The sequence below is a fragment of the Dyadobacter sp. CY327 genome, from assembly GCF_021390415.1.
In the GTDB taxonomy this organism is placed as follows: Bacteria; Bacteroidota; Bacteroidia; order Cytophagales; family Spirosomataceae; genus Dyadobacter; species Dyadobacter chenhuakuii.
This window is the reverse complement of the sequence record NZ_JAJUXJ010000007.1, coordinates 32,800-55,574: the sequence shown is the minus strand read 5'-3', so window position 1 is coordinate 55,574 and position 22,775 is coordinate 32,800. Positions and strand designations below refer to the sequence as shown.

19 protein-coding genes and 1 pseudogene are annotated in these 22,775 nt (G+C 43.4%); 10 read left to right on the top strand and 10 right to left on the bottom strand.

Features of this window, described 5'->3' with window-relative positions; all coding sequences use genetic code 11:
* Nucleotides 1-14 precede the first annotated feature (14 nt).
* Nucleotides 15-230 (top strand): S41 family peptidase, encoded by a 216-nt coding sequence (locus tag LZG74_RS26560; RefSeq protein ID WP_409014496.1) that lies wholly within the window; start codon nucleotides 15-17, stop codon nucleotides 228-230.
* Nucleotides 231-607: 377 nt separating this feature from the next.
* On the opposite strand, the gene LZG74_RS16415 is transcribed toward LZG74_RS26560, so the two are convergent.
* Complete coding sequence (locus LZG74_RS16415; protein ID WP_233797624.1) at nucleotides 608-1,081, bottom strand: Lrp/AsnC family transcriptional regulator; 474 nt, start codon at nucleotides 1,079-1,081, stop codon at nucleotides 608-610.
* A 174-nt stretch (nucleotides 1,082-1,255) separates the two neighbouring features.
* Between LZG74_RS16415 and LZG74_RS16410 the strand changes: the two genes are divergently transcribed.
* From LZG74_RS16410 to LZG74_RS16395, 4 genes are all read left to right on the top strand, one after another.
* Nucleotides 1,256-1,714 carry a nuclear transport factor 2 family protein gene (locus tag LZG74_RS16410; protein ID WP_233797623.1) on the top strand — a complete coding sequence of 153 codons (459 nt, stop codon included), beginning with the start codon at nucleotides 1,256-1,258 and terminating at the stop codon, nucleotides 1,712-1,714.
* Nucleotides 1,707-2,810, top strand: coding sequence for a serine hydrolase (locus LZG74_RS16405; protein ID WP_233797622.1), 1,104 nt, complete (start codon nucleotides 1,707-1,709; stop codon nucleotides 2,808-2,810). The genes LZG74_RS16410 and LZG74_RS16405 overlap by 8 nt, the downstream gene beginning before the upstream one ends.
* 50 nt (nucleotides 2,811-2,860) lie before the next feature.
* Nucleotides 2,861-3,652, top strand: a complete 792-nt coding sequence (locus LZG74_RS16400; RefSeq protein WP_233797621.1) for a penicillin-binding transpeptidase domain-containing protein — start codon at nucleotides 2,861-2,863, stop codon at nucleotides 3,650-3,652.
* A 116-nt stretch (nucleotides 3,653-3,768) separates the two neighbouring features.
* Nucleotides 3,769-4,713 (top strand): alpha/beta fold hydrolase, encoded by a 945-nt coding sequence (locus LZG74_RS16395; protein WP_233797620.1) that lies wholly within the window; start codon nucleotides 3,769-3,771, stop codon nucleotides 4,711-4,713.
* 598 nt (nucleotides 4,714-5,311) lie between these two features.
* Here LZG74_RS16395 and LZG74_RS16390 read toward each other — a convergent pair.
* From LZG74_RS16390 to LZG74_RS16370, 5 genes are all read right to left on the bottom strand, one after another.
* Nucleotides 5,312-6,931, bottom strand: a complete 1,620-nt coding sequence (locus LZG74_RS16390) for a RagB/SusD family nutrient uptake outer membrane protein (protein WP_233797619.1) — start codon at nucleotides 6,929-6,931, stop codon at nucleotides 5,312-5,314.
* 11 nt (nucleotides 6,932-6,942) lie between these two features.
* Entirely contained in the window at nucleotides 6,943-10,272 is a 3,330-nt protein-coding gene (locus LZG74_RS16385) for a TonB-dependent receptor (RefSeq protein ID WP_233797618.1), read from the bottom strand.
* 35 nt (nucleotides 10,273-10,307) lie between these two features.
* Nucleotides 10,308-11,300, bottom strand: coding sequence for a FecR family protein (locus tag LZG74_RS16380; protein WP_233797617.1), 993 nt, complete (start codon nucleotides 11,298-11,300; stop codon nucleotides 10,308-10,310).
* Between the two features lie 28 nt (nucleotides 11,301-11,328).
* On the bottom strand, nucleotides 11,329-12,009 hold the full coding sequence (locus LZG74_RS16375; RefSeq protein ID WP_233797616.1) for an RNA polymerase sigma-70 factor: 681 nt from the start codon (nucleotides 12,007-12,009) through the stop codon (nucleotides 11,329-11,331).
* Nucleotides 12,010-12,424: 415 nt separating this feature from the next.
* The gene (locus LZG74_RS16370) at nucleotides 12,425-13,279 is read right to left on the bottom strand and encodes a TraB/GumN family protein (RefSeq protein WP_233797615.1); all 855 of its coding nucleotides are present in this window, start codon (nucleotides 13,277-13,279) and stop codon (nucleotides 12,425-12,427) included.
* A 464-nt stretch (nucleotides 13,280-13,743) separates the two neighbouring features.
* Here LZG74_RS16370 and LZG74_RS16365 point away from each other — a divergent pair, with 464 nt between their 5' ends.
* Nucleotides 13,744-14,361 carry a recombinase family protein gene (locus LZG74_RS16365; protein ID WP_233797614.1) on the top strand — a complete coding sequence of 206 codons (618 nt, stop codon included), beginning with the start codon at nucleotides 13,744-13,746 and terminating at the stop codon, nucleotides 14,359-14,361.
* A gap of 42 nt (nucleotides 14,362-14,403) precedes the next feature.
* Here the strand turns inward: LZG74_RS16365 and LZG74_RS16360 are convergent.
* From LZG74_RS16360 to LZG74_RS16350, 4 genes and pseudogenes are all read right to left on the bottom strand, one after another.
* Nucleotides 14,404-16,140 (bottom strand): annotated as a pseudogene (locus LZG74_RS16360) (serine hydrolase domain-containing protein).
* Between the two features lie 382 nt (nucleotides 16,141-16,522).
* Nucleotides 16,523-16,693, bottom strand: coding sequence for a hypothetical protein (locus tag LZG74_RS26555; protein ID WP_409014517.1), 171 nt, complete (start codon nucleotides 16,691-16,693; stop codon nucleotides 16,523-16,525).
* Between the two features lie 41 nt (nucleotides 16,694-16,734).
* Nucleotides 16,735-17,184, bottom strand: coding sequence for a YceI family protein (locus tag LZG74_RS16355; RefSeq protein WP_233797613.1), 450 nt, complete (start codon nucleotides 17,182-17,184; stop codon nucleotides 16,735-16,737).
* Between the two features lie 60 nt (nucleotides 17,185-17,244).
* Complete coding sequence (locus tag LZG74_RS16350) at nucleotides 17,245-18,282, bottom strand: two-component regulator propeller domain-containing protein (RefSeq protein ID WP_233797612.1); 1,038 nt, start codon at nucleotides 18,280-18,282, stop codon at nucleotides 17,245-17,247.
* A 207-nt stretch (nucleotides 18,283-18,489) separates the two neighbouring features.
* On the opposite strand from LZG74_RS16350, the gene LZG74_RS16345 reads away from it, so the two are divergent.
* The 4 genes from LZG74_RS16345 (at nucleotide 18,490) to LZG74_RS16330 (ending at nucleotide 22,775) form a co-directional block, all read left to right on the top strand.
* Nucleotides 18,490-19,383, top strand: a complete 894-nt coding sequence (locus tag LZG74_RS16345; RefSeq protein ID WP_233797611.1) for a winged helix-turn-helix domain-containing protein — start codon at nucleotides 18,490-18,492, stop codon at nucleotides 19,381-19,383.
* 1,131 nt (nucleotides 19,384-20,514) lie between these two features.
* Nucleotides 20,515-20,967 carry a helix-turn-helix domain-containing protein gene (locus LZG74_RS16340; protein WP_233797610.1) on the top strand — a complete coding sequence of 151 codons (453 nt, stop codon included), beginning with the start codon at nucleotides 20,515-20,517 and terminating at the stop codon, nucleotides 20,965-20,967.
* Nucleotides 20,968-21,069: 102 nt separating this feature from the next.
* On the top strand, nucleotides 21,070-22,170 hold the full coding sequence (locus LZG74_RS16335; RefSeq protein WP_233797609.1) for a catalase family peroxidase: 1,101 nt from the start codon (nucleotides 21,070-21,072) through the stop codon (nucleotides 22,168-22,170).
* Between the two features lie 2 nt (nucleotides 22,171-22,172).
* Nucleotides 22,173-22,775 (top strand): cytochrome b, encoded by a 603-nt coding sequence (locus LZG74_RS16330; protein ID WP_233797608.1) that lies wholly within the window; start codon nucleotides 22,173-22,175, stop codon nucleotides 22,773-22,775.

The following is a 22,775-nucleotide window of genomic DNA, read 5'->3' as shown; positions in this document are numbered from 1 at the left end:
CCACTCTGGGCTATTTGACTAGGCATAGCCCTTTGGAAGTCGCTGGTAAGCCAATTGCAATTCTACCAGGTCAATACACCGCCAGCGCTGGTGAAATGACAGTCATCTCTTTTCTTGGACTAGGCAACATAAAACTTTTTGGTCCGTCTACTCTGGGAGTTCCGACAGGCAAATCTAACTTGGCTTTACCAGATAGTGCCATAATTTCGCTTACGAGTTCTGTATGTTAAGATCGGCAAAAAGTGCGATATGTCGGCCTAATTCAACCCAATGTCGAATGCTTAGAAGAAGAAGCCGAGATGCTTGCTATAAGTTGGATAGATACTTTTAGAGCATTTTAGTTTAAATCTTTTGTGATTCTATTCTCAATTAACGACTGTTTGATGAACCTGCCATTGCAAAATATCTCTGTTAAAACAGTGCAAAACAATTCTAAAATTCACAGAAAAGGAAGAAAAATCGAGAGGCCAAAGAGTACAGAAATACCACCGTTTCCACATACGCTGATAAACGGCAAAAGAGAGGGAAATGGGCCACGGACTTAACGCACTGTCGGCCAAGCAAAATTGGAGGACGCCTTGGGGACGAACGTGTTAATCATACCTATCTATTTTGCGTTCATTTGAAGTGGAATCGATAAACCTACCTTTACGCAATTCATGGCGACCAATGTGCGAAAGCGTTTCATATTCGGATTGTTAAAAAATAGACGCCTGGTTAATAATTCGTAATCACCCATACTGGCTACTGAGACAACTAAAACAAAATCCATTTCACCGGTTACATAATAACATTGTTGTACTTCGGGTGTTGCAAGGAAAGATGCCTTAGCCTGGTCAATTAAGTCTACATGCTCGCTTTCCAGTTCAACTTCGACTATTATCGTAATGCGTTGGCCAACTTTTTCGGCATCCAAAACAGCAATGTTAGCTCGAATGACCCCATCAGCCTCCATCCGCTTGATACGACGATTAACTGCCGCAGCTGAAAGGTTGACTCGCTCTCCTATGGTCCGCTGGGGAGTAAGATTCCCTTCCTGGAGAATGGCTAAAATTTCAATATCAAAATGATCCAAAGACATAATCTTATAATACTGGCTGAAATGAAGGCCCCTATGAAACAAAATTGCAACTTTATATCAATTACAAAGGAAATGTTTCATACAAATCGCAATATTTTTGCAGAAATTCTAATTCAGATCTATAATAATTGAAAAATGAACCCTAAAACAAGTACCCTGATATTTTTCATGTGTATGTATGCAAATATCCTTTTCGCTCAAAAAACCAACCCAGCCACTCCTGACCAGCTCTACAAAGACATTGTTAAGGCGGACAGCCTCCTGTTTAATGCCTTTAATAATTGTGACAGCTTAACTTATCGTAAATTCATAAACGACGACATCGAGTTCTATCATGACCTGGGCGGTTTAAACGTAGGTGCGGATTACGAAATGCGCTCTATCATGGAAATGTGCGCCAGAGGCAACCATATCAGGAGAGAGCTGATCAAAAGCACTTTGGAAGTACATCCAATAAAAGGATATGGTGCTGTTGAAATCGGAGTGCATACATTTTATCACACCAACAAAGGCCAGGCACAGGAAAAAGTCAGTGGAACCTACAAATTTGTTCAACTTTGGCAGTTCAAAGACGAAGCCTGGAAATTAGCCCGGGTTATTAGTTACGGTCACAACGAGATGCATAATGATTAAGAAAGTCTTCTGTGCTCTGGTTTTGGCCTTTCTGGTCTCGGCAGTGCATGCTCAAATTAAAACCCTAAACGGAAATATAGTCTCGAGGGCATCCCTTGATCAGTTTCTGGCATCCCAGGTGAATCCGGGTAACTTGCCTGGTTTGTCCATAGCAATCATTAATAATGGAAAGATTGTTTATCACCGGTCTATGGGAACCACAAGTATGGAAACTCACGCACCCTTAAATGACCAGTCCATTTTTGAGGCTGCATCTTTATCCAAAACTGTTTTTACTTATTTTGTATTAAGACTCGTTGATCAGGGCATTTTGAATCTGGATACGCCATTATATAAGTACATGCTGTATGAAGACATATCTGGTGACGAGCGCTATAAATTAATCACCGCACGAATGGTGCTTGAACACACCTCTGGCCTTCCAAACTGGCGTACATCAGATCTGGCCGATAGTGCAAGACATATTGCAAAAGGAACGCTCTATCTCAAATTTAAACCAGGAACAGCGTACGCTTATTCCGGAGAGGGATATTACTACTTATCGAGGGTGATTGCAAAAATTACAAAGAATGAGTTGACCACTCTGGATGTTAATTTTCAAAAAGAGGTCTCAATACCATTGGGCATGTCCTATGCCTGGTTTAGTGTTAATCCGTTCATTACCAGTCACAAAGTGACAGGATACATGAATGGCAAAGCTATTCACCGATGGCCCGGTTCATTGCCAAAGCAGGATTCGACCTGGTTTGGAGCAGCGGGAGGCCTGCATACTGAGGCTGTAAGCTATGCCAATTTTTTAATTGCGCTGATGAAAGGCCATGGACTTAAAAAGGGAACTGCCGATGAATTATTCAAGGTGCAGGTAACACTTCCGGCTGATGGAAACTATGACGGCGACACGGGTTGGGGATTGGGTATTGGTATCAGACCCGGGTTCCACGGCACCGATTATAATCACCGGGGTAACAATGGCAACTTCCAATCCTATTACCGCATCAACCGGGCGAAGCAAAGCGGCTACGTCTTTTTTACCAATTGCGACAAAGGGGGAGATTTTAATGAACGGCTTGAAAAATTCTTTCTGACGGGAAAGTAATTCAGAATCGGTAAGATCAAACCAACCTTTAATTTAATTAGCTATAAGCCATGAAAATTCTATTGCTTCTCATATGCTACATCTTTGCATTAGATGTCACTGCACAAAATCAAGAAACTCCTTTTCAGTCATGTAATGTGAAAGGGAGCACGACCATTTATGATTATAACAAACATCAATGGACTACCACGGACGAATCTGACTCCCACATAGGGAGCCAACCAGCTTCTACTTTTAAAGTTATCAATCTATTGATTGCGCTTGAAACTGGTGTAGTCAAAAATGAAAACGACATCATCAAGTGGCCTGGGACAACAGATACCACAATTTATGGCTATCGTCCGGATATTTACAGGGACATCTCTGTAAAGGAGGCATTTGAATTATCAGCCGGGTGGGCCTTCATTGAGCTTGCCAAGCAAGTGGGTCGGGAAAAATACAAAAAGATTTTAGAGAAGTCAAAATATGGTAATGGAGACCTTTCCGAGCAAGGAGACGATTTCTGGAATTTTGGAAAATTCGCTATATCTCCCCGTAATCAGATTGAGTTTTTGATCAATGTATATGAGAATAAGACTCCCTTTTCAAAACAGAACATCGCTATTTTAAAGAAAGTGATGGTTACAGAGCATACAGACAGCCATACTTTAAGATCCAAAACAGGATGGACCCGGGTTGAAGGAAATGATATTGGCTGGTGGGTGGGTTATGTGGAATCAAAGGGAAACGTATATTTTTTCGCAACCCGAATTACTAAACCACGCTCAGTATCAAATCCTGGCTTTGGAGAATGCCGTAAAACAATTACGAAAGAATTTCTAAGGCAACTAATGGCAAATTAGGGCTGATACAATCGCGACTTGTAGCTGAAAAAGATTTCAGCATGAACTACCTACGGATGATTTAATTCCAAAGTCTTAATTGCCATTATATTACCACCTTACCTACCAATTCAATAATGAACCACTTTTTTAGAACAGCATTTGCAACCCTTTTTATTCTTATATCCATTATCGCGCCAGGTTCGATAGCTCAGCAAATATATTCGAAAGCCTATGGTCAGAAAGGAGATCCAGCTATTATATATTTACATGGTGGCCCTAGGGGTAACTCGACATTGTTCGAAGCAACAACTGCAAACGCGCTCGCTAAAAAAGGCTTTTATGTAATTGTATATGACAGGAGAGGTGAGGGACGATCTAGCGATACGGAAGCAAAAATAAATTTTGATGAAGCCTTTTCTGATTTAAATACGCTTATTAAAGATTACGACTTGGCAAAGGTAAACCTCCTAGGTCATAGCTTCGGTGGTATCGTTTCGACATTGTATACAGAGAGATTTCCGCAAAAAGTAGAGCGGCTTATTTTAGTCGGTGCTTTGTTCTCTCAACAGGAGTCCTATGACCATATACTTACCACAAGTCTAAAAATTGCAACACAAAAAAGAGATTCAACGATGCTCAAAAAGATTTTTTACATTAAAACCTTGAACGAGCAAAGTGAACAGTATCGGAAACAGACATATGAGGTAGCATCGCACTTTGGCTTCTTCAAAATGCCGAGACCTACTTTAGAATCAAGAGAGCTGACTGAAGAGTACGAAAATAGCAATTTTTCCAAGTCAAATATCCGTAATGATAAAGCTCCCATTCTATTTTATCAAAATGAATCTCGTGTTAATATTGACACCAAACCGATTTTAAAGGATATCATTCAGAAAAATATAAAGCTCTCAGCCATTTATGGACTGCAAGATGGCATTTTCTCGAAAAATCAGATTTCAGATATAAAGAGGATCATTGGTCCGCAAAATTTATACATAATAGAAAATTGCTCTCATTACCCATTTGTAGATCAACAAGCAAAGTTTTTGCAAAATGTTCAGGAAATAATGGATAAATGAGGTTTATACATGGTTAGGCGACAAAAATGATTCCAGCGGGATAACTTCCGCCATGTCAAATGGTGCTTTTTGGTTCAAAAACGTCGTTTTCTACGAAGTTTGTCGAGACAAAGTTTTCATTCTGACTGAATCCGGGTTGAAATATTCACTAACCAACTCGGTAACCAGCTTCGGCTACCGAATTGGGTTAACCTGAGCGTCATGGCGAATCGGTTTTTTTTCACCATTATAATAATATGTCCTCACTCTATGAGGAAAGAATCTAATAACTATCTCTATGCTGAATCAGCTCATACATAATTTCTATTGCCTATTATACTCCACCCAGTATTGCAGGTTTATAGTGGGAATGAAGTAAAAACTCTTTAGCGTTTTCATCTGTTAGATTTAGTCCGATCATATATGCCAGGGCTTGCTTCTTATCCTTGCTCTTATCGTAAAACTCTTACAAGTCTTGTAACCAACAAAATCGCCCAGATCTCGACTGCTCTTTCCATCAATTTCCTTGCAAACCCACCTAAAAGTTTCAGCGGCAGTTGTGCAACAGCCACAATCATTTTTCCACACCCAAACCTTCTAACGCTTAAAGCATTTAAATTTAATAATTAGGATTCTGCTGCATATTCGGGTTCGCTAGCAGTTCATTTTGCGGGATTGGCCAGAGGTAGTCGCGACTTGGATTATAGGATCGTTCCTCTACGCGCACTGGCACACCCGTTTCCGGATTAGTAGCACCAAAAACCTGGCCGTTCATTACCTCATTCACGATCCCCCACCTGCGGATATCATAGTAGCGCTGTCCCTCAAAGGCCAGTTCCGCCTGCCGTTCGCGACGGATTAGCTCCCGAAGTTTCACCTGCGAATTGTAAACTTTCACATCCACATTCGGCATTTTTGACCTGTTTCGCACCATATTGATATTTTTCAATACTTCCGGGTTACTCCATTCGCCCAGCTCGATCAACGCTTCCGCATAATTAAGCAGCACTTCTGCATAGCGAATGATCATGAAATCGAGCGTGCCCCCTCTTGGCTGGCGGTCGCGTGGATCCAGGTATTTTTTGATCCAGTAGCCTGTCGCCGTAGACTTTTCCAGCCCAATCCGGTCGGGGTTATTGGGCGATGCATTAAACGGATCGACGGTGTAGGTGTTATCAACGAACTTTTCACCTGAAAACAATACGGAGGCAAGCAGTCTGGGATCGCGGTTGTTCCGATGGTTTGGGTTTTTCCGGTAAGCTGCCAGAGAATCGGGCCCCAGCTCAAAAATCGTTTTTCCCTGCTTCGTTTCCCAGTTGTCGACCACCGTGCTGGTAGGTGAAGTGTACGTTTCGCCACCAATCCCGAAAGGTGCAAAACGCGTCCAGGCCACAGCAGCACCACTCGGACGTATCATAATGCGCTCATTATTAAGCATTCCGGAATAGGTGAATAATTCTGCAAGATTATTGGCTCCGGCCGTTTTGCTGGTATACAACTCGTAAATCCGCTTGTCGATCACCTTTTGGGAAGCATCACGTGCAAGCGCGAAATCCTTTTTGTATAGCGCCAGCCGGGCGATCAGTGTCCAGCAGGCTGCACTGTTTACCCGCCAGAATTCATCGTTGGTGTAAGTATCGGGCAGGTTTTGCGCACATTCGGTGAGTTCGGAAATGATAAAGTTATAAACCTCTTCCTCGGAATTCCGGCTTACGTTATTCTCATTGGGCGTCAGCGACTTGGTCACAATGGGTATCCCTCCAAAAAACTGAAACAATTCCATGTGATAGTAGGCGCGCAATGCACGGGCCTCATATTTCATACGGGTTTTAAGCGCTTCGTCCATAAAGCATTTGTCGACGTGTTCCAGGAAGCGGCTTGCCCGGCGCGTGCCCGAAAAGTCAGAACTCCAGAACCAAAGTGATGTACTCCAATTGCTGTTGTGCACGCCGCGGGTAAATTCCTCGTAGGCGCCAATGTAATCTGCTCGGTGCACAGCCTCATCGCTCAGACCGGAGATGATCATTATATTACTGGTATTCAATGGCATATCCCGACCATTGGTCCCGCCAGGCAGTGCGTCGTATACGATTCTCAAAGCATCGCGGGCGTGCGTTTCGGTTTCCCAGAATTTGTCGTCGGTGATCCCGGTCGGGTGGTTTTGGGTTAAAAAGTCTTCACAGCCTGTAAAAACCGTCAGCATTAAAACCGTGAGAATTATTTGAAATAGCTTTTTCATCGTTGCAGCCACTAAAATTTGACATTAATACCAACTGTGTACACTTTCATGATCCCGTAGGTCCACTGATTTCCGAGACTTTCAGGATCCATTAATTTCATCGGGGTAAATACAAAAGGATTCTGTGCGTTCACATACAGCCTCGCCCCCATTGCGCCTACTTTCCTGACGGCATTAACCGGGAGATTGTAACCCAGCTGAATGTATTTCACACGGCAATACGCTCCGTTCTGGATCCAGAAATCGGACGAAAGTTTATTGTTCGCAGGTGTGTTGGAAAGTCTTGGAAACCGCGCGCCGGTTCGCTCCGGCGTCCAGTAACGATCTGCGTAGTAAGTAGTTGGCACGCCTCCGTCGGCTGTCTGATCCAGCGGGTAAGCCAGCATGCCAGTCAATCGCTGGTCGCTTTGCCCGGTTCCCTGTATCAGCATTTCAATATCAAACTTTTTGTGCGCCAGGCGAACATTGGTGAAGTAGTTGACCATCGGGACAGGGTTACCAATTGCCTCCTGGTCCTGCGCGTCGATCTGTCCGTTTCCATTCAGGTCAAGGTAGCGGATATCACCCGGCTTGGCCCCTACCACCGCCGGAACAAGTGCAGTTCCACTTGATTCAAAGTCACTTTGCTGCAATAGTCCGCCGGTGCGGTATCCGTATATGCTGCCGATCGGCTTACCCTCCTGGTTGATACTCGTACTCGTCAGATAAGGTCCGTTTTGCAGGTCCAAAATGCGGTTCTGGTTGTAAGAGAGCCCCGGCTTCACCGACAGGTTCCAGTTTTTGCCCAACTCCTTGAAATAATTGAGAGACAACTCCCATCCCCGGTTTCTTACCTTTCCGGCATTGATAGGCACATTACCCATTCCGCCCACATAGGAAACCTGTGGTTGCAGGATAATGTCTTTGGTTACTTTATTATAATAGTCGAATATCAGTTCAAAGCTGTTGTTGAATAGCCCAACGTCGATTCCGACATCGAAAAGTCCGACGGTTTCCCAGGTAATATCGGGGTTACCCCAGATGTTCTCATAACCGTTTGTGCCTTCTACCAATGTCTGGAACCGGTACAGTCCGATATTTTCGTTCCCCAGCAAACCATAGGAAGCGCGCAGTTTCAGGTTATTAATGCCTCGCACATTTTTCAAAAAATCCTCCTGGTGCATATTCCATCCTACCGCCGCAGAAGGAAAGAACCCCCACTGGTGCCCCGGCCCGAATTTGGAGGAGCCATCCATTCGCGCCGTCGCTTCCAACAAATATTTGTCCTTGAATGAATAGTTGAGTTTGGTATAACCCGACACCATCGTATTCACATCCCAGTAACCCGAATTATTCTTTTCTGTTGAAAAACCACCAAATGCATAAAGGCGGTGGTCGTTTTTGGTGAAAGTGTAATCGGCATTGGCAGCCATGTAAATGTAGGTTCCGCGCGCAAAATTTGCACCCCGCTGCACGCCCCAGCTTTGCACCAACTGGTTTGTTCCGTAATCAAAGAAATTGTAAGCGTCTGCTACGGTCCGCTCCTGGTCGCTGTCCAATCGAAAGCTGAACTGCCCTTTCAGGTTAAAATCCGGGAAAATCTCCCATTTGGGTTGGATATTGATCAGTGCCTGCCCACTTTCAAAATCCCGGTAACCGCCTTTCTCAGCGTATGCAAGTGGGTTCACAATATCCGCGTACCTGCCGTACATGGTGCGCCCGTTCTTTTCAGGGTATTTAGGTAAAATAGTCGGAGGCACGCGGTACACATCTTCCAGCATCCGGTTACCCTGGTTGGCATCCGGGCGGGTATTGTTGCGTGTATTTCTTTTTATGGCTAATAGATCGACGTCGAAAACAAAACTTTTATTGACCGTAATGGAAGTATTCGCACGGATGTTGAAGCGGTCCATTTTGCTAAGCGGGATCATTCCATCCTGGTAGAGATAGTTGGCTGTTACCGCAAACCTGGCGAGGTTATTGCCCCCATCAAGTGAAATGGAGTGGCTGGTGATCGGCGAGTTTTCCCGCACGATCAGGTCCACCCAATCGGTATTTGGGTACATGATCGGATCTGAGTTTTCCGCTGTTTTCTGAATTACTTCATCGGTGTAAAAAGGCTGGTTACCCGAGTTGACACGCGCTTCATTGTACATGCGCATATACTGCGGCGCATCGACGAGCTTTTGCAAATAAGTAGGCGATTGCGAACCGACATAACCATCGTAAGTTACCGAAATTTTGCCTGGCGTACCGCGCCTTGTCGTGACCAGGATCACACCATTGGCCGCCCTGGCACCATACATGGCTGACGCAGCCGCATCTTTCAAAACCGTTACACTTTCCACGGTTACAGGATCAATGTGGTTCATGTCCATTGGAATCCCATCAACCAGAATAAGCGGGTTAGAGTTGCCCAGCGTGCTGATACCACGGATTTTGATCGCCGCTGCGTCGCCACCGGGCATACCCGAGCTTTGCTGCACCTGCAAACCGGTAACCCCGCCTTGCAGCGATTGCGACAAAGTTGTGATCGGCTTTCCGCTGATCTGCGAAGCGACATTCATTGTTGTGATCGAACCCGCAATGTGTTTTTTCTTCTGCTCCGTCTGTCCCACAACCACCGCTTCATCCAGGCTGGCAATTTCTTCCTGTAATGCGATGATCAGGTTGGAATTTGCTGATTTGGCAACATACTCCATGCTTTTGTGACCGACCATCGAGAATACCAGAACCGCATCACGCGGCACATCGAGTGCGAAATATCCGTTTTCGTCCGTCGTCGCGCCTTCGTTCGTTCCTTTGATGGCAATCGTTACGCCGGGCAGCTCACGGGGTGGCTCGTGCGTATCGAACACTTTTCCCTTGATCGTGATCTCATTGGGTGCGACACGTGTCGTTTTCGGTATCTCTTTTCCTGCTTCTGTTTTGAAGAGAATCGCAGGCAATTCCTGTTTGTATTCTTCCGGCTGCCCGGGAGCGAGCGCCTCTGGCTTCATAAACTCGCGCGTCCTTTTCTGGTCCAGCAACACATACGTGCCCTTTTTTACTTTCCTGAACTGAATTCCCGTCGATCCCAACAAGGTTTTCAGGTTGGTTTCAAATGAGGTGCCGGACCGTATTGAATTGCCCGGTACGAGTATTTCGGGGAGGATCTGTTCTTCAAATAAAAGGTCAACCTGGTACTTTGCTTTCAGCAAAAGTAACATTTCTTTGAGCTTCATCGCGCGCTGCGGCTCTGCTTGCTGCGGAACGTGCTGACTTTTCAGCTTTGCCAGCAGCTGGCCTGAAACGAGCGTGGGTAAAGCACTGATTGCAAGCAATAGGAATAGCCGTCGGACTGATAATAGTCGTTTCTGCATAATCAGTTGGTTGGGTTAGGAAGTAAAGGAAAAAGTTAAGGGATAGGATTAATCAGGAATTGTTTTTTGGTTTTGACGATCTCGAAACCGTACATGACCGACATATTGGTCAGTAATTCTTCGGCACTCTCCGCAGGAAAAGAACCGGTTGCAGTTCTGAGGGCGAGGCCTTTATCAGGGATATGGACCTCCACACCGAAAACTTCCCGGATCTTGCGGGCCACGGCGCTCAACGGGGTATTATCGAACACGAAACGATGTTCTTTCCACGCCATTTCCGCGGCAAGCTCTTTTTCAGACAACATTTCAACTTTTATTTCACCACTTTTCACGATCGTCGCGCGCTCTCCTGGCTGCATAGTTCTCGACTTCTCGGCGGCGGCGGAAGATAATCTTACTTTTCCTTTGTTCAATACCACATTGGTAAGCTGCTCACGGGCATGCACGGTGAACTCCGTACCAAGCACGGTTATGAGGGAATTGTCCATCGTATGAACCTGAAAAAGCTGATGATCAGGTAAGTGCTTAATGGCAAATTCAGCTTCACCTTCCAGAAATACATTCCGGTCCGAAACACCAAATGTCCAGCGCGGAACCCGCAGAACTGCGTTTGCATTGAGCGTAACCCGGCTTCCGTCGGAGAGGGTTATTTCTTTCATTTTGCCTAAATCGGTACTGTAGCGCTGATAGCGGATCTGATCCCTATTGATAAAGCCAGCAAACGTGATCAATGCAAGGAATACAGCCGCAGCAAGGTAACGATATCTGTTAAACGTTTTTTTACTCTCACAAGCAGCAGGAATGGAAAGTACTTTTTGGGGCTCCTGCATATATTGATTAAACCGCGCCTGCGGCTCCTCCATTTGAGGATCGTAGACCGGGAAAGTCATCTCCCACTCGGCAAGCCAGGCATAAAACTGATCCTGGTTTGCTGCTGTCTGCAGCCACTCCTCGATCAGCTTTTTTTGAAGCACCGAAGTGCGGCCTGCGAAATGTTCAAATAGTAAAGGTTTGCTTATCAACGACATAATCGACTTTAATAGCTTAATTGAGATTTTAACAGAATTGAACAGTAAAGAGCATGACCGACTCTACCCAATAATGCCGCAGCCCGTGCCGGATCACATTCAGCGCTCTTGATATATGCGCTTCAACAGTTCGGGTAGACAGATTCAGTTCCGTCGCGATTTCCTTGCCTGCTTTGCCTTCAAATCGGTTCATCACAAAAACCTTCTGACATTGCGGTGGAAGTCCCTGAACAAGCGTGTTCACCTGCTGGTAAAGCTCCTCGTACTGCATCATTTTTTCGGGTAAATGGGAGGCGAACGGTTCGTTTTCGATGATGGCATCGAGCGGGAGTGTTTTGTTCTGCTCCTTTTGTAAGTAATTGAAACAACGGTTCCTTACCGACTTGAAAAGGTAGGCGCCGTAAGATATATTGATAGTGCAGTGAATCTGGGCGTCCCAGAAGTTACAGAAAATGTCGGCGACTATATCTTCGGCAATGTCTTTGGAATACACAAACCGCACTGCATGGCTGCACATTGGCTTGTAATAGCGCTGAAAAAGCAGCTCACAGCCTTTTTGAACGTCCGTTTCAAATGTTTTACGGATAAAGAACTCAGTATCCGCCAAACCATCCAGCCCCGCTTCCGGCATAGCTTCCTCTCCTGTTGCCTTCAAAGCGCGCTTATCTCCCGCTTTATCAGAAGACTCCAGACTGATGACTCCGATCATATGTAACCCTGTTTTACTTTCCAAGGTATGACAGATCACCGGTTAAAATTACCTAGTCGTTTTAAAAAGAATTTTGTGATATCGATTCCAGAGCTCAGAATCGCCATTTATTTTATTGGAAATACAATATTTTCCTGCTAGAAAAATGGTTAATAAGAAATAACATGCTCGCAAGATTCAAGTCGATCAGCCTACTTTCACGATCAACGCAAGGCGGTCGACGAATTAGGTGAACTAACTTTTAAAGATTCCAAGAACATTTACAAAACTCCAATCTCGCTCTTGATCTAGGGTTTGTTGTTTAACTTAAAATGGGTTATAAAAACTCCAAGAGCCGGTTCTTGTTTTGGAGGCTGAAATGAGTATTAATATTGCATTTTGCACATGCGTTAGAAATCCTCTCCTAAAATATATGTTATAACTTAACCTCCCTAACTCCAAACCCTTTCCTTCGAAGTAACTGTATTAAGCCTGTTTTAAATTTTAAATGAGCAAGACCTACTGCCACTAAACATGACCCTTCACTCATTTTTGACATAATTTTAGGTATCCACAGTTCATGCCTTTCAATAGTGTTCTCTTTAAGAAATACGCTTGCTTCCTGATTAAGCATCATATCATTGCGCAACGAATCGTGATAACTTTTCGGATCATATAGATCGGGAGTCGTTATTTCTTCCTCTTTAAGATCATTTTTGATCAAAATAATAATAACCTGTGCTAGTTTCCTATGGTCTGCCTTTGCTTCTTGCCGCGCCATTTGACCGGTTTCATCAAGTTGAAAAGTTGGCTTATTTAAACGCTCCATTTCAAAGTGCAGAAAGTCATCGAATGTCATATCCTGATCTTTCGTCTCCCCTTTTTTAATCATCATGACCGCCTGTGCCATACCTTGTAATGATGCATTATTATTGTGTGGTTTGATACTTCCATACGACGAAGCGGTAAAAAAACTGTCAACTAGGGCATACTCACTTTTCGTAAAAATGGAATCCAGCGGCGGCGAATAAATATCAGCATCCTGAACATTACCGATCACGTTTCCACCTTTTTCGAATAATCCAAAATCAGAGGACTTTGCAATATTCATGACCGTTGGAAAGCGGTTTAGTAATTGTGACGACGCTATATGAACAGTACCGAATAAATAAGAACTTTTGGATAATCCATTACCTGATACTTCCCACAATACGGACTCATTTTTTTGACCTAAAACGGCTGTTGGAAGAAGTAGACCAATAAAATATCCTACTATAAAAAGTTTTTTCATTTTTCTCAGCTATTATTTACCTAAGTATACTATTTCACATTCCAAATTCAAAACCCCTATTTCTGCAGCGCCAACTCTTTCTTTTCCCTTGTTTTGTTCAATGCCTTGGCTCTACTCCTTGGCTTGTCGGGCTTGGTGGCCCCGCTTCGCCACGAGCATATTAGTCCACTGCATGCCAGTCCTGTCAAGCATCACTTTTCAGTACTAGAACGTGTCAGATTGCTCACGTTCATAGCCAAACGTTCGGTCAGGCTTTCTTACGGTCCTGTAAATCAAGCTGGTCAAACTACCCAAATTTCTGGCTGCGGCCGACGTTGTATCCTTGTTAACAATCATATGTAAAGTATTGTAAAATAAACGTTCATATAAATAGTAAGGATAATTTAGCAAAAAGGCTATAATATTACACCATAATTATTATAAAATAAATCTGATAATTAGGTTTTCATCTAACCACTCAAAAAATGCCTCGAAATATTGCATATTTACGTGTCTCGACCCTGGACCAAGACCTTGAAAAGAATAAAGCTGACATACTGCACTTAGCTAATGAGAAAAATTTAGGGAAAGTTGAGTTTGTGCAAGAAAAGGTCTCCGGAAAAGTTTCCTGGCGTAACCGCAAAATTGGTCCAATCTTGGACGAACTCAAAAAAGGAGATGTCATTTTACTTAGTGAGTTTTCCAGACTTGGCCGGTCTATGCTTGAAGTAATGGAAATTATTTCCATCGCCATGCAAAAAGGCATCCGGATCTATACTGTGAAAGGTGCCTGGCAACTTGACGACTCGATCCAGAGTAAAGTCATGGCGATGGTTTTTGCAATGGCATCAGAAATTGAAAGAGACCTGATCAGTAAGAGGACGAAAGAGTCACTTGCAGCCAAGAAACTATCGGGAATAAAATTAGGCCGGCCAACTGGACCAGGTAAAAGCAAGCTTGATCAGTTTCGACCAGAAATCGAAGCCTTGCTCCTAAGTGGTTCGAGTCAGAAATACATTGCAGACCGGTACCGTATTACGGAAGCAACATTATCTAACTGGATCAAAAAGAATGGTGTCAAAAAATATCGAAAGGCTGCATAGTATAGAAATAAATGCTGACAGAGAAAGATAATATAAAATAGATTATTTTTCAACCAGATCAAAGTCTGTAACTAAGCCCTCAGAGGTGAGATGGATGAGTATATAGGTGTCCGTAAGATTGGATTTCAATTGATAAGTTACTATTTCGCTTACCTCGTTGTCATGGCGTTTAATTCCCCGCCCTGTGACGTTTTCTGAATGAATAAAAGTCAATGATCTCAAAGTTTCCGGCTCTGGCATTCCTGATGCATAATCGCGTTTGGCTCCCAAAGTAAGACCTGATGCTTCCTCTAATATTTTACCGCCTTTTACCATAGCCTGCAAAGCCGCCATGATTTTGGGTGTGCGTGACGGATCAGGATCGGCAATGGTTTTATGGACATCGGCAAGCGGCCCGATACGCGGTACTTTTCGCTGATAGCCTTGTTCATCGTCTTGAAGGGTCAAGCCATTCACATTTCCATTAGCGTCAGGATTGAAGATCACAGAAACATTGCGGTCAGTCGATGTAAACTTATTAGTAGCGACGGGCAAGAATTCTTCATCAATAAAACCATCTTCCAAGGTAAAAAGCCGCTGATTATCAGCTACAAAAGTGACAATTCGATTATTGAATAACTCATATCGACCTTCAAAAGCCATTAGAGATTGGGAATCCACATCTACCGCCGCCGGTTTAGTCTTTACAGGAAATCCATCCCAGTGGTAATAGTCAGCGATGAAATCAACAATCCTGCCCATCATATGCGAGTTATCATTCGCATTGATCATGATCACAATGCCTTGTCCTTTGTCCACACTAGAGGTAAGCAACGCATCAAAACCCTCGTCGCGCCCATCGTGACCGAAGCGGAGCTTAGTACTGTCGCCCTGCAAAAAAACACCAAGTCCATCCCTGTTTTTCTGATTTGTCAACATCTGGCGGGTCATGGACTGGGATAATACACTTCCTGATTTTCCGGCATAGGCATTCTGAATACCAATCGCGAACCGGGCCAAGTCGGACGGAGTGGTCCACAATCCCGCCGCTGCCATCTCAGGATAAATGTGCCAGCGACCTTCCACCAAACTTCGGTTGTTGTAATGACCTGTTGCCGTCAATTTGGCCAGTTCCAAAGGTAAAGGTTGCTGGTAGGTACTATTTTTCATACCCAGTGTCGAAAGCACATTTTTTTTCATGAATTCCGCAAAAGCATCACCAGTCACATCCACTATTAGTTGTTGCATGACCGTATAGCCGCCACCTGAATACCTCCAGCGAGAGCCCGGAACAAAGTCTACGCGAACGGGTGGTGTATTGGCCGGGGTCGTCCCATCCAAAATCTGAACTACCGAAGGCATCTTTGCGCCCACAGCGTACCCCGGGAATCCGTGCACGGTAAGACCGGTAGTATGGCTTAGTATCCCGCGAAGGTTACCTTTTTGTCATTAGTAAATTCATTATCAGGAACTTTCCAACTTTTAAGTTTTACGTTCACATTTTCATCCAGAGAGAGTTTATTCTGTTCAACCAGATACAGAGCGCCCAGCCGCAACCGATTTACTAACCGAGCCTGCCTGAAACAAGGTGTTCGTTGTGACAGGCATCTTTCCATTCTTATCAATAAATCCATAGGACTGAGCCTTCAAGATTTTTCCATCCTTAATGATGGCCAGGGACAAACCGGGAATACCCCGCTTCTTCATTTGGTTCCGGATAAAATCGTCCAGATCATCCGCCTGGACGTGAAATACAACTAGTAGAAAGGAAAGAATCAGATAGAGGCGGTGGTTTTTCATGGATAGTTTGGTCTGAATAGTTATTTATCTCAAATGTTAAATTAAATATTGTCACAGAAAATACCGGCCATTTGAAAGGGCCTCACGTGGTAAAATTGGAACAGTATATGCGAGCACCGTTCTTCTATTTATTTTTTGCTTACAGGGTTCAACCACAGCAGCGACCGCCACTGCAGTGGCCGCAAAGCTAAAAGTTTCTATCCTGGCGTCCGTTAACGACTGGTAAAAGAAAGTTTACGAAATGTAAAAGTTGCCGCTACAGCCGATTTTACAGACTGCTATGGATTTTAGCCCCTTCGAAGTTGGATATACGATACAGAAAATATTGCTTATACAACTGTATTACAAAATAGTGTTTCAAAAGAAAAGCTTAGCGCCCTGATTAGTTCGTCTTGTTTTTTGCTACCATCTTGATATGGAATTCAATAGAATCCGACATAGTTTGACTAGCTAAATTATTATAGAACTTTCCTGATTTATATCGGATATCCCATAATGTTCGATCAATGACTAGCTTGCTATCCGCTTTAACAATTCCGTCCTTAGCTTCCATTTTGACTGGAAAAGTAACTGGGCGCGTCATGCCTTTAATGGTCAGGTTCGCTGTAACTTTTTAATATCTTCATTTAATGACGTAACCCTAGTAATAGCAATTGTAGAAAAGGGAAACCTTTCAACCTCAAAAAAATCAGGGTCTTTCAAGTGATGAACGAGTTTATTATCACGCCCATGATTTTTGTCTTCAATTGTATTCATGTCGACTTCAACTGTCCCCCCTGTGAGCTCGCCGTTTTCAATCAGCAATTCTCCTTTGGATATATAAACATATCCAGTTTGACTGTTTAATCCATTCAAATTATAACCTCTCCATGTGACAACGCTTTCTTTTGTATCTATTGCCACATATTTTTCATTCCCAACATGTAAGGATACAGAGCTTGCCGTTACATTATTTTTCTTTTCCTCTTTTACTGTTCCATGGCAACCGAAGAAGAAAAGAACAATAAATAAAATTAGGTACGAGAGTGGGTGCTTTTTGTTCATGGAACAGAAATAATACTGATTGATATAATTGAGAAATGATTTTAAATTCAACAATACACGCTATCTCCGTTCCACTTTTCTTTTAAAATCCGTGATATTTTTTCCGTCATAGCGATACACTCCGTTCATCGATCCAAACCAGATACTTCCATCGTTAGCTTCCAATATCCCACAAAGCATTTTCTCTGTAGACATTATTTCGGTTACAACCGGGTTTTTATTGTATAAGGACTTTTGGTCGTAACGTAGAAGTTTCCACGGTCCGACCCCATTAGGATTGACTGCACCGGTTGTCCAGATGTTTCCTTTTATATCTTCAATGATAGCAGAAGTACCTCTCTGATTTATTTTGATAAAGACGCTGCCGTCATAGCGCCAAAGTCCGGCTGTCACAATTAGTGTATCACCTTTCTTTTCTTCGATTGTCGTTGCACCAAACCAGATATTACCTTTTTTATCTTCGGTTATGCCCCAAACGTTGTTGAAGGCTTTACCGTCTTTATTTCTGAAAACAGTAAAAGTCTTTCCATCATAAAAGCAAGCCTCACCTCTTGAGCCAATCCATAATTTGCCGTTTTTATCTTCCATAATCGTTGTAATGCCGTTATTGGGAAGTCCGTCTTTCATTGTAAAATTTTGAAAGGATTTTCCACCCGCCCGTCTGGGATCGTAACGGCTTACCCCGCCTGCTGTACCAAACCAAATAAAGCCTGCCTTATCTTCATAAATTGACATAACTGCATTACTGGCAAGCCCCTCCTTGGTTGTAAAATGTTGAAACCCTCCCTGTCTGCTGGCTAAGGATTTATCGTGCTCGACTTTGTCATTCAGGCGAGCAGGGTAATAATAAACACCTGAATCAGTAGTAGCGATCCAATGGTTCCCGCTTCGGTCTTCCAGAACATCCCAGAATCTGCGCGTCCCTATTTGACTTGTAAGATTTGCAAATGACTTTCCATTGTACCGAAAAACGCCGGCAAAAGATGCAGCGATCAAAATAGTGCCGTTTCTGCATTCTTTTACATTACGAACCATTGCGTTAGGCCCATAGAAAGTGACCAACTCTTTGGCTTCTGACTTGAATTTATCTTTGTGCACATCTGTTTTGTTTTGTCCACAGGAAGTGCAAAAAATTAGCACCTGGAACAAAGTATATACTTGTGGGTATTTCATAATCTATTTTATTTATTCTTAAAATTCTCGACAAACCAGAAGTTGATGAGCAATATTACTTTGATATCTCACAGCGTGGGGAATTTGGATTGTAAATAAAAATGTAAACTTTGTAAATAAAATTTTGACATTATGCTTGTTAGTCTAAATCTCCTTTCCAGAAAACGTAAGTGTATGTGTGCCTTATTATTACTCTTTTCTATCTCTGTAATCAGTGCAGCTTTTAATACGGCGGATAGTGACGACTTTGATACTTCCAGAAGGGAAATTTTGCTACGCCGAATTGGACATGAGCTACTGTTACAGTCGGGCGACAGTACATCAAGGGTGCTTCCAATAAAAAAGATCGCTGATAATGTGTACCAGATCTCATTTGAAAATGATCTTACTTTTCAACCGGACTCTCTGATCTCGACCACTGAGCGTTTCTTAGTCAAAGATCCGCTCGCAAGTGATTACATTGTTAACGTACTTAATTGCGCCAACGCCAGTGTAGCTTTTGGTTACGCAATATCAAACGATAAAAAAGAAAATATTATAGCCTGTAAAGGGAGAAAGCAACCCATAGCATGTTACATGATTAACATCAAATTTAAACCGCCGGGCATAAATACGGCTTGGAATGAATATCTCTTGGGCGGACTGTCATTTTTGGCTTTTGTTGGATTCGTTTTTTTCAGATCTGTTAAGCCGCCCAGAAACGTTCCTGGCGGTGAGCACACAGATTTGTTCATGTTAGGCGCAGTATTGTTTGACGATAAGAACCGTAAGCTTGTGATTAATGAACAAACAATAGACTTGACCGGAACCGAAAGTCGTGTACTACGCATTTTCGCATTGTCTCCAAACGAGACTATCGATCGAAGCCGGCTGCAAAAAGAGATATGGGAGGATGAAGGTGTTATAGTAGGCCGCAGTCTGGATATGTTCATTTCAAAACTTAGAAAAAAACTTGAGTTTGATCCAAACATCAAGATAGTTGTTATACGTGGCAAAGGATATAAGCTTGAAGTTAATATGGCTTAATAACAATATCTACCTCAAAACTGACTTCTTGAGTACGACCGTTTGGTGTATGCGGCATCTTACAACCAGATCGGTAATATCCGGGCTGCCAACAAGTGGTACCAGAGCTTTCCGCAAGATGCTATTGATAGTAAAGGTTATCAGAAATTATCAATGCCGGTTCTGGGCATCGCAGGCGAAGGGAATAATATGCTCGAAGCTGGACTGCAAATAATTGCTGAGCACTATTAATGGCATACAATACCCAAAATCGGCCATTTCCTTGTTGAAGAAAGCCCTACGGAGGTAGCTGAACTGATGATCAGATTTCTTAACGGGTAGCACAGGGAAGGGACTACTGTATTAGGGGTTCAGTATCATTTATCATAATCGGTAGAGTGGAATCTGCAGGTTATTGTTGAAGCATATTGGTATGAACCAATAAAATCAGTGAAAACCGAGGTATCCAAGAGTACGGAAAAACCACCGAATAATTTTTCAGTTAAAGCTGATAGACAAATCTATATGCACTAGTTAAACTGCCGTTGCCTTAGATTATCCATTGTTCCCCGACTGGCCCGGGTATGAGCAAGCTAAATAGGCCCAAGGGTGAAGATCAAAGCATTGCTGCTAAGAGGTTCGAGTCAGAAGTACATTGCAGACCGTTACCTACAAACTGAGGCTACATGACCAGGCGGGGAAAATTGTACTTTTGAGTAGTAGTTAAGCCCAACATGAGATTTTTAAAGGAAATCTATCAAGGTAAATCTATCTCGTAATTTGAAAAAAGATATTCTGAATAAGTCGGTGACACAATTCTCCTGTATAGAGATATTTAGGTTGGAAGAATTGCGTGCTGGTATTTTCGATCATTATCAGCGGTTCAACTTCCATCAGCTGCTATGGAGTACCCAGACCGATGGAAATATATCTTTTAGTATTGACTTTAATGATTTTGAAACCCGTGGCTCCCAGGCCGTCGTCATTTACCCATACCAGAATATCAAAATTGATCTCACTAATAATAAAGGATATTTATTCTTAATCCATAATGATGTATTCTTTTGGATAAATCAAAAGATAGGTTCAGATTACTTGAATGGGTTCTTTATCAATCAATTGGTATCGCTTGAGGGTAAAAGTGCCATAACAATGAGATCCATCGTTGATCTGCTGCTTGCGGAGTATAGCACCGACAATAGAGCATTAATGATGGAAAGCCATATGTTTTCAATTTTATTTCACGTGTCAGCTATTTTTGATCAAAGCCCAAGGCTTAGGGAATATGTGGACTATCCTGTTTTTGGAAAACTGATGAGTCTGATCGAAACGCATTTTATTACAGAAAAAGGAGCTGCGTTTTATATCAAAGAATTGAATATTTCTGCCAAAAAGCTCAATCAGATCTGCGAAAGTATTACCAACAAAAAATTAAAGTATCTGATCCAGGACCGCATTGTTCTGGAAATCCGAAAGGAATTGCATCTCGGCAAAAGGACTGTAAAGGAAATAGCATATGATCTGGGGTTTGCCGAACCCTCCTATCTTTCACGTTTTACAAAAAAACATACAGGCCTGACCCCAAAAGAATTTGCAAAGCAGTAAAGTGCTTTTTTTAGGCTGGAAAGTGTAATTTTTCCCCCTCTCTGTTACGCTACATTTGCGCTGTAAGTAAACAGAAATGGAAAAGTACACTTCAAGACTAAAATGAAAAAAGCCTCCTTAGTTGCCTATCTGAAAACAAAGCGTGTTCTCTTTATACTAGTTGGGATTTTCCTGATTGCATCCGGATTAGTTTTGGCCTTTGCCTGGTCAGCAGGTCTAACTGGAGGACGCATTACCACCCGAACATTCCTAAAGGATACACCAAAAACATACCCAGCAGGTTACCGCCGGGCCCATGGAAAGGGAATCTGCTTTGAAGGCACTTTTCGTGCGTCCGGTAAAGGGGTGTCATTTTCGATCGCAAGGGTTTTTGCCCAACAGAAAGTTCCGGTTATAGGCCGTTTCTCACTGGGTAGTCCAGATCCCTACGCGCCTGATAATTCCACCCGAACAGTAAGTATGGCCTTGATGCTTACTGCTGATGACGGGGAACAATGGCGAATGAAGCTGAACAACGAACCTTATTTTGCTACCCGCGATCCGGAAGGTTTCCTGGAGCAAGTGGAAGCATATAAACCTGTCTCCAACACAGGTGCTCCCGACCCAGCTCGGGTAGCGGCTTTCTTGAAAAAACATCCAGAGGCTCAGAAATATGTAAAATGGGATGCTACCGCACCTTGGACCCGCAGTTTTGCAGGGGCTCAGTATAACGTTATTAATTCATTCATCTTAATTGACGCAAATGGTAAACAGCAGGTAATACGCTGGTCTATGCGTCCACACGCAGAATTCACCTCTTGGAGTGTCAGTCAGCGTAAACAGGCCAGCCACGACTTCCTGTTTGAAGATTTGAAAAAGCGTCTTGAAAAGGGGCCGCTATACTGGGACCTTGTGCTGACTTTGGCCGAACCAGGCGACCCGGTAAATGACCCATCACAAGTTTGGCCTGAAAACCGCAGACAGATAGTGGCAGGCACATTGGAAGTGTCCCATGTTTTTGACCAGACTAAGGGTGGTTGCAGGGATGTTAACTTCGATCCCACCCGTGTCCCCAAGGGAATTACTCTTTCCGATGATCCGGTTCTGGCAGCCCGGGCCGGCATTTATTCTCATTCGCACAGCGATCGGGTACGCGAGATCGGGTATGGTAAGGCCACGGATGCAGTAGGGAAACATCAAAAAGATAACGCTGCAAATAAGTAATCATGGCTAGAAATAAAAATATCCCTTCGGCTCCGCCAACGCATTTCAATATTACTGCCCGAATATTGCACTGGCTGATGGCATCGATGATACTTACCATGCTATTCGTCGGATTGGGAATGATGACATCCCTGACGTGGAGACCCTGGCTGCTGGACCTTCATATTCCATTAGGCATAGCTATACTGTTGTTGGTCATTATCCGGTTTATAAACAGGCTTAGCTTTGCTGTACCAAAAATGCCTGCTGGCGTGTCCAGTTTTCAGTCAAAAGCGGCAGGAATACTGCATTGGGCCCTGTATGGCATGATGCTGGCTCTGCCACTGACAGGATGGGCACAATTGTCGGCCGCAGGTTTTCTGGTAAAGCTGTTTCCGGGTATGAACCTTCCCTCAATCCTGCCACAAAGTCCATTTTTATTTGCATGGTTGCACGATACCCACAAGGTGATGGCCTGGATGCTTTTCCTAATGGTAGTAGGGCACCTTTCCGCAGCATTGTTACATGCCTGGGTATATCGTGACGGCCTGTTTTCGAGTATTACGTGGTCAAGAAAAACAATTGATAGATCTGGACAGTCTCCTGCTGGAGGGGCTGAATCATGA

Bases quoted from the DNA above. Each gene is read 5' to 3' on its own strand.
- LZG74_RS16415 (WP_233797624.1), bottom strand. From the start codon at position 1,081: ATGTCTTTGGATCATTTTGATATTGAAATTTTAGCCATTCTCCAGGAA.
- LZG74_RS16410 (WP_233797623.1), top strand. From the start codon at position 1,256: ATGTATGCAAATATCCTTTTCGCTCAAAAAACCAACCCAGCCACTCCT.
- LZG74_RS16405 (WP_233797622.1), top strand. From the start codon at position 1,707: ATGATTAAGAAAGTCTTCTGTGCTCTGGTTTTGGCCTTTCTGGTCTCG.
- LZG74_RS16400 (WP_233797621.1), top strand. From the start codon at position 2,861: ATGAAAATTCTATTGCTTCTCATATGCTACATCTTTGCATTAGATGTC.
- LZG74_RS16395 (WP_233797620.1), top strand. From the start codon at position 3,769: ATGAACCACTTTTTTAGAACAGCATTTGCAACCCTTTTTATTCTTATA.
- LZG74_RS16390 (WP_233797619.1), bottom strand. From the start codon at position 6,931: ATGAAAAAGCTATTTCAAATAATTCTCACGGTTTTAATGCTGACGGTT.
- LZG74_RS16385 (WP_233797618.1), bottom strand. From the start codon at position 10,272: ATGCAGAAACGACTATTATCAGTCCGACGGCTATTCCTATTGCTTGCA.
- LZG74_RS16380 (WP_233797617.1), bottom strand. From the start codon at position 11,300: ATGTCGTTGATAAGCAAACCTTTACTATTTGAACATTTCGCAGGCCGC.
- LZG74_RS16375 (WP_233797616.1), bottom strand. From the start codon at position 12,009: ATGATCGGAGTCATCAGTCTGGAGTCTTCTGATAAAGCGGGAGATAAG.
- LZG74_RS16370 (WP_233797615.1), bottom strand. From the start codon at position 13,279: ATGAAAAAACTTTTTATAGTAGGATATTTTATTGGTCTACTTCTTCCA.
- LZG74_RS16365 (WP_233797614.1), top strand. From the start codon at position 13,744: ATGCCTCGAAATATTGCATATTTACGTGTCTCGACCCTGGACCAAGAC.
- LZG74_RS26555 (WP_409014517.1), bottom strand. From the start codon at position 16,693: ATGGAAGCTAAGGACGGAATTGTTAAAGCGGATAGCAAGCTAGTCATT.
- LZG74_RS16355 (WP_233797613.1), bottom strand. From the start codon at position 17,184: ATGAACAAAAAGCACCCACTCTCGTACCTAATTTTATTTATTGTTCTT.
- LZG74_RS16345 (WP_233797611.1), top strand. From the start codon at position 18,490: ATGCTTGTTAGTCTAAATCTCCTTTCCAGAAAACGTAAGTGTATGTGT.
- LZG74_RS16340 (WP_233797610.1), top strand. From the start codon at position 20,515: ATGAGATCCATCGTTGATCTGCTGCTTGCGGAGTATAGCACCGACAAT.
- LZG74_RS16335 (WP_233797609.1), top strand. From the start codon at position 21,070: ATGAAAAAAGCCTCCTTAGTTGCCTATCTGAAAACAAAGCGTGTTCTC.
- LZG74_RS16330 (WP_233797608.1), top strand. From the start codon at position 22,173: ATGGCTAGAAATAAAAATATCCCTTCGGCTCCGCCAACGCATTTCAAT.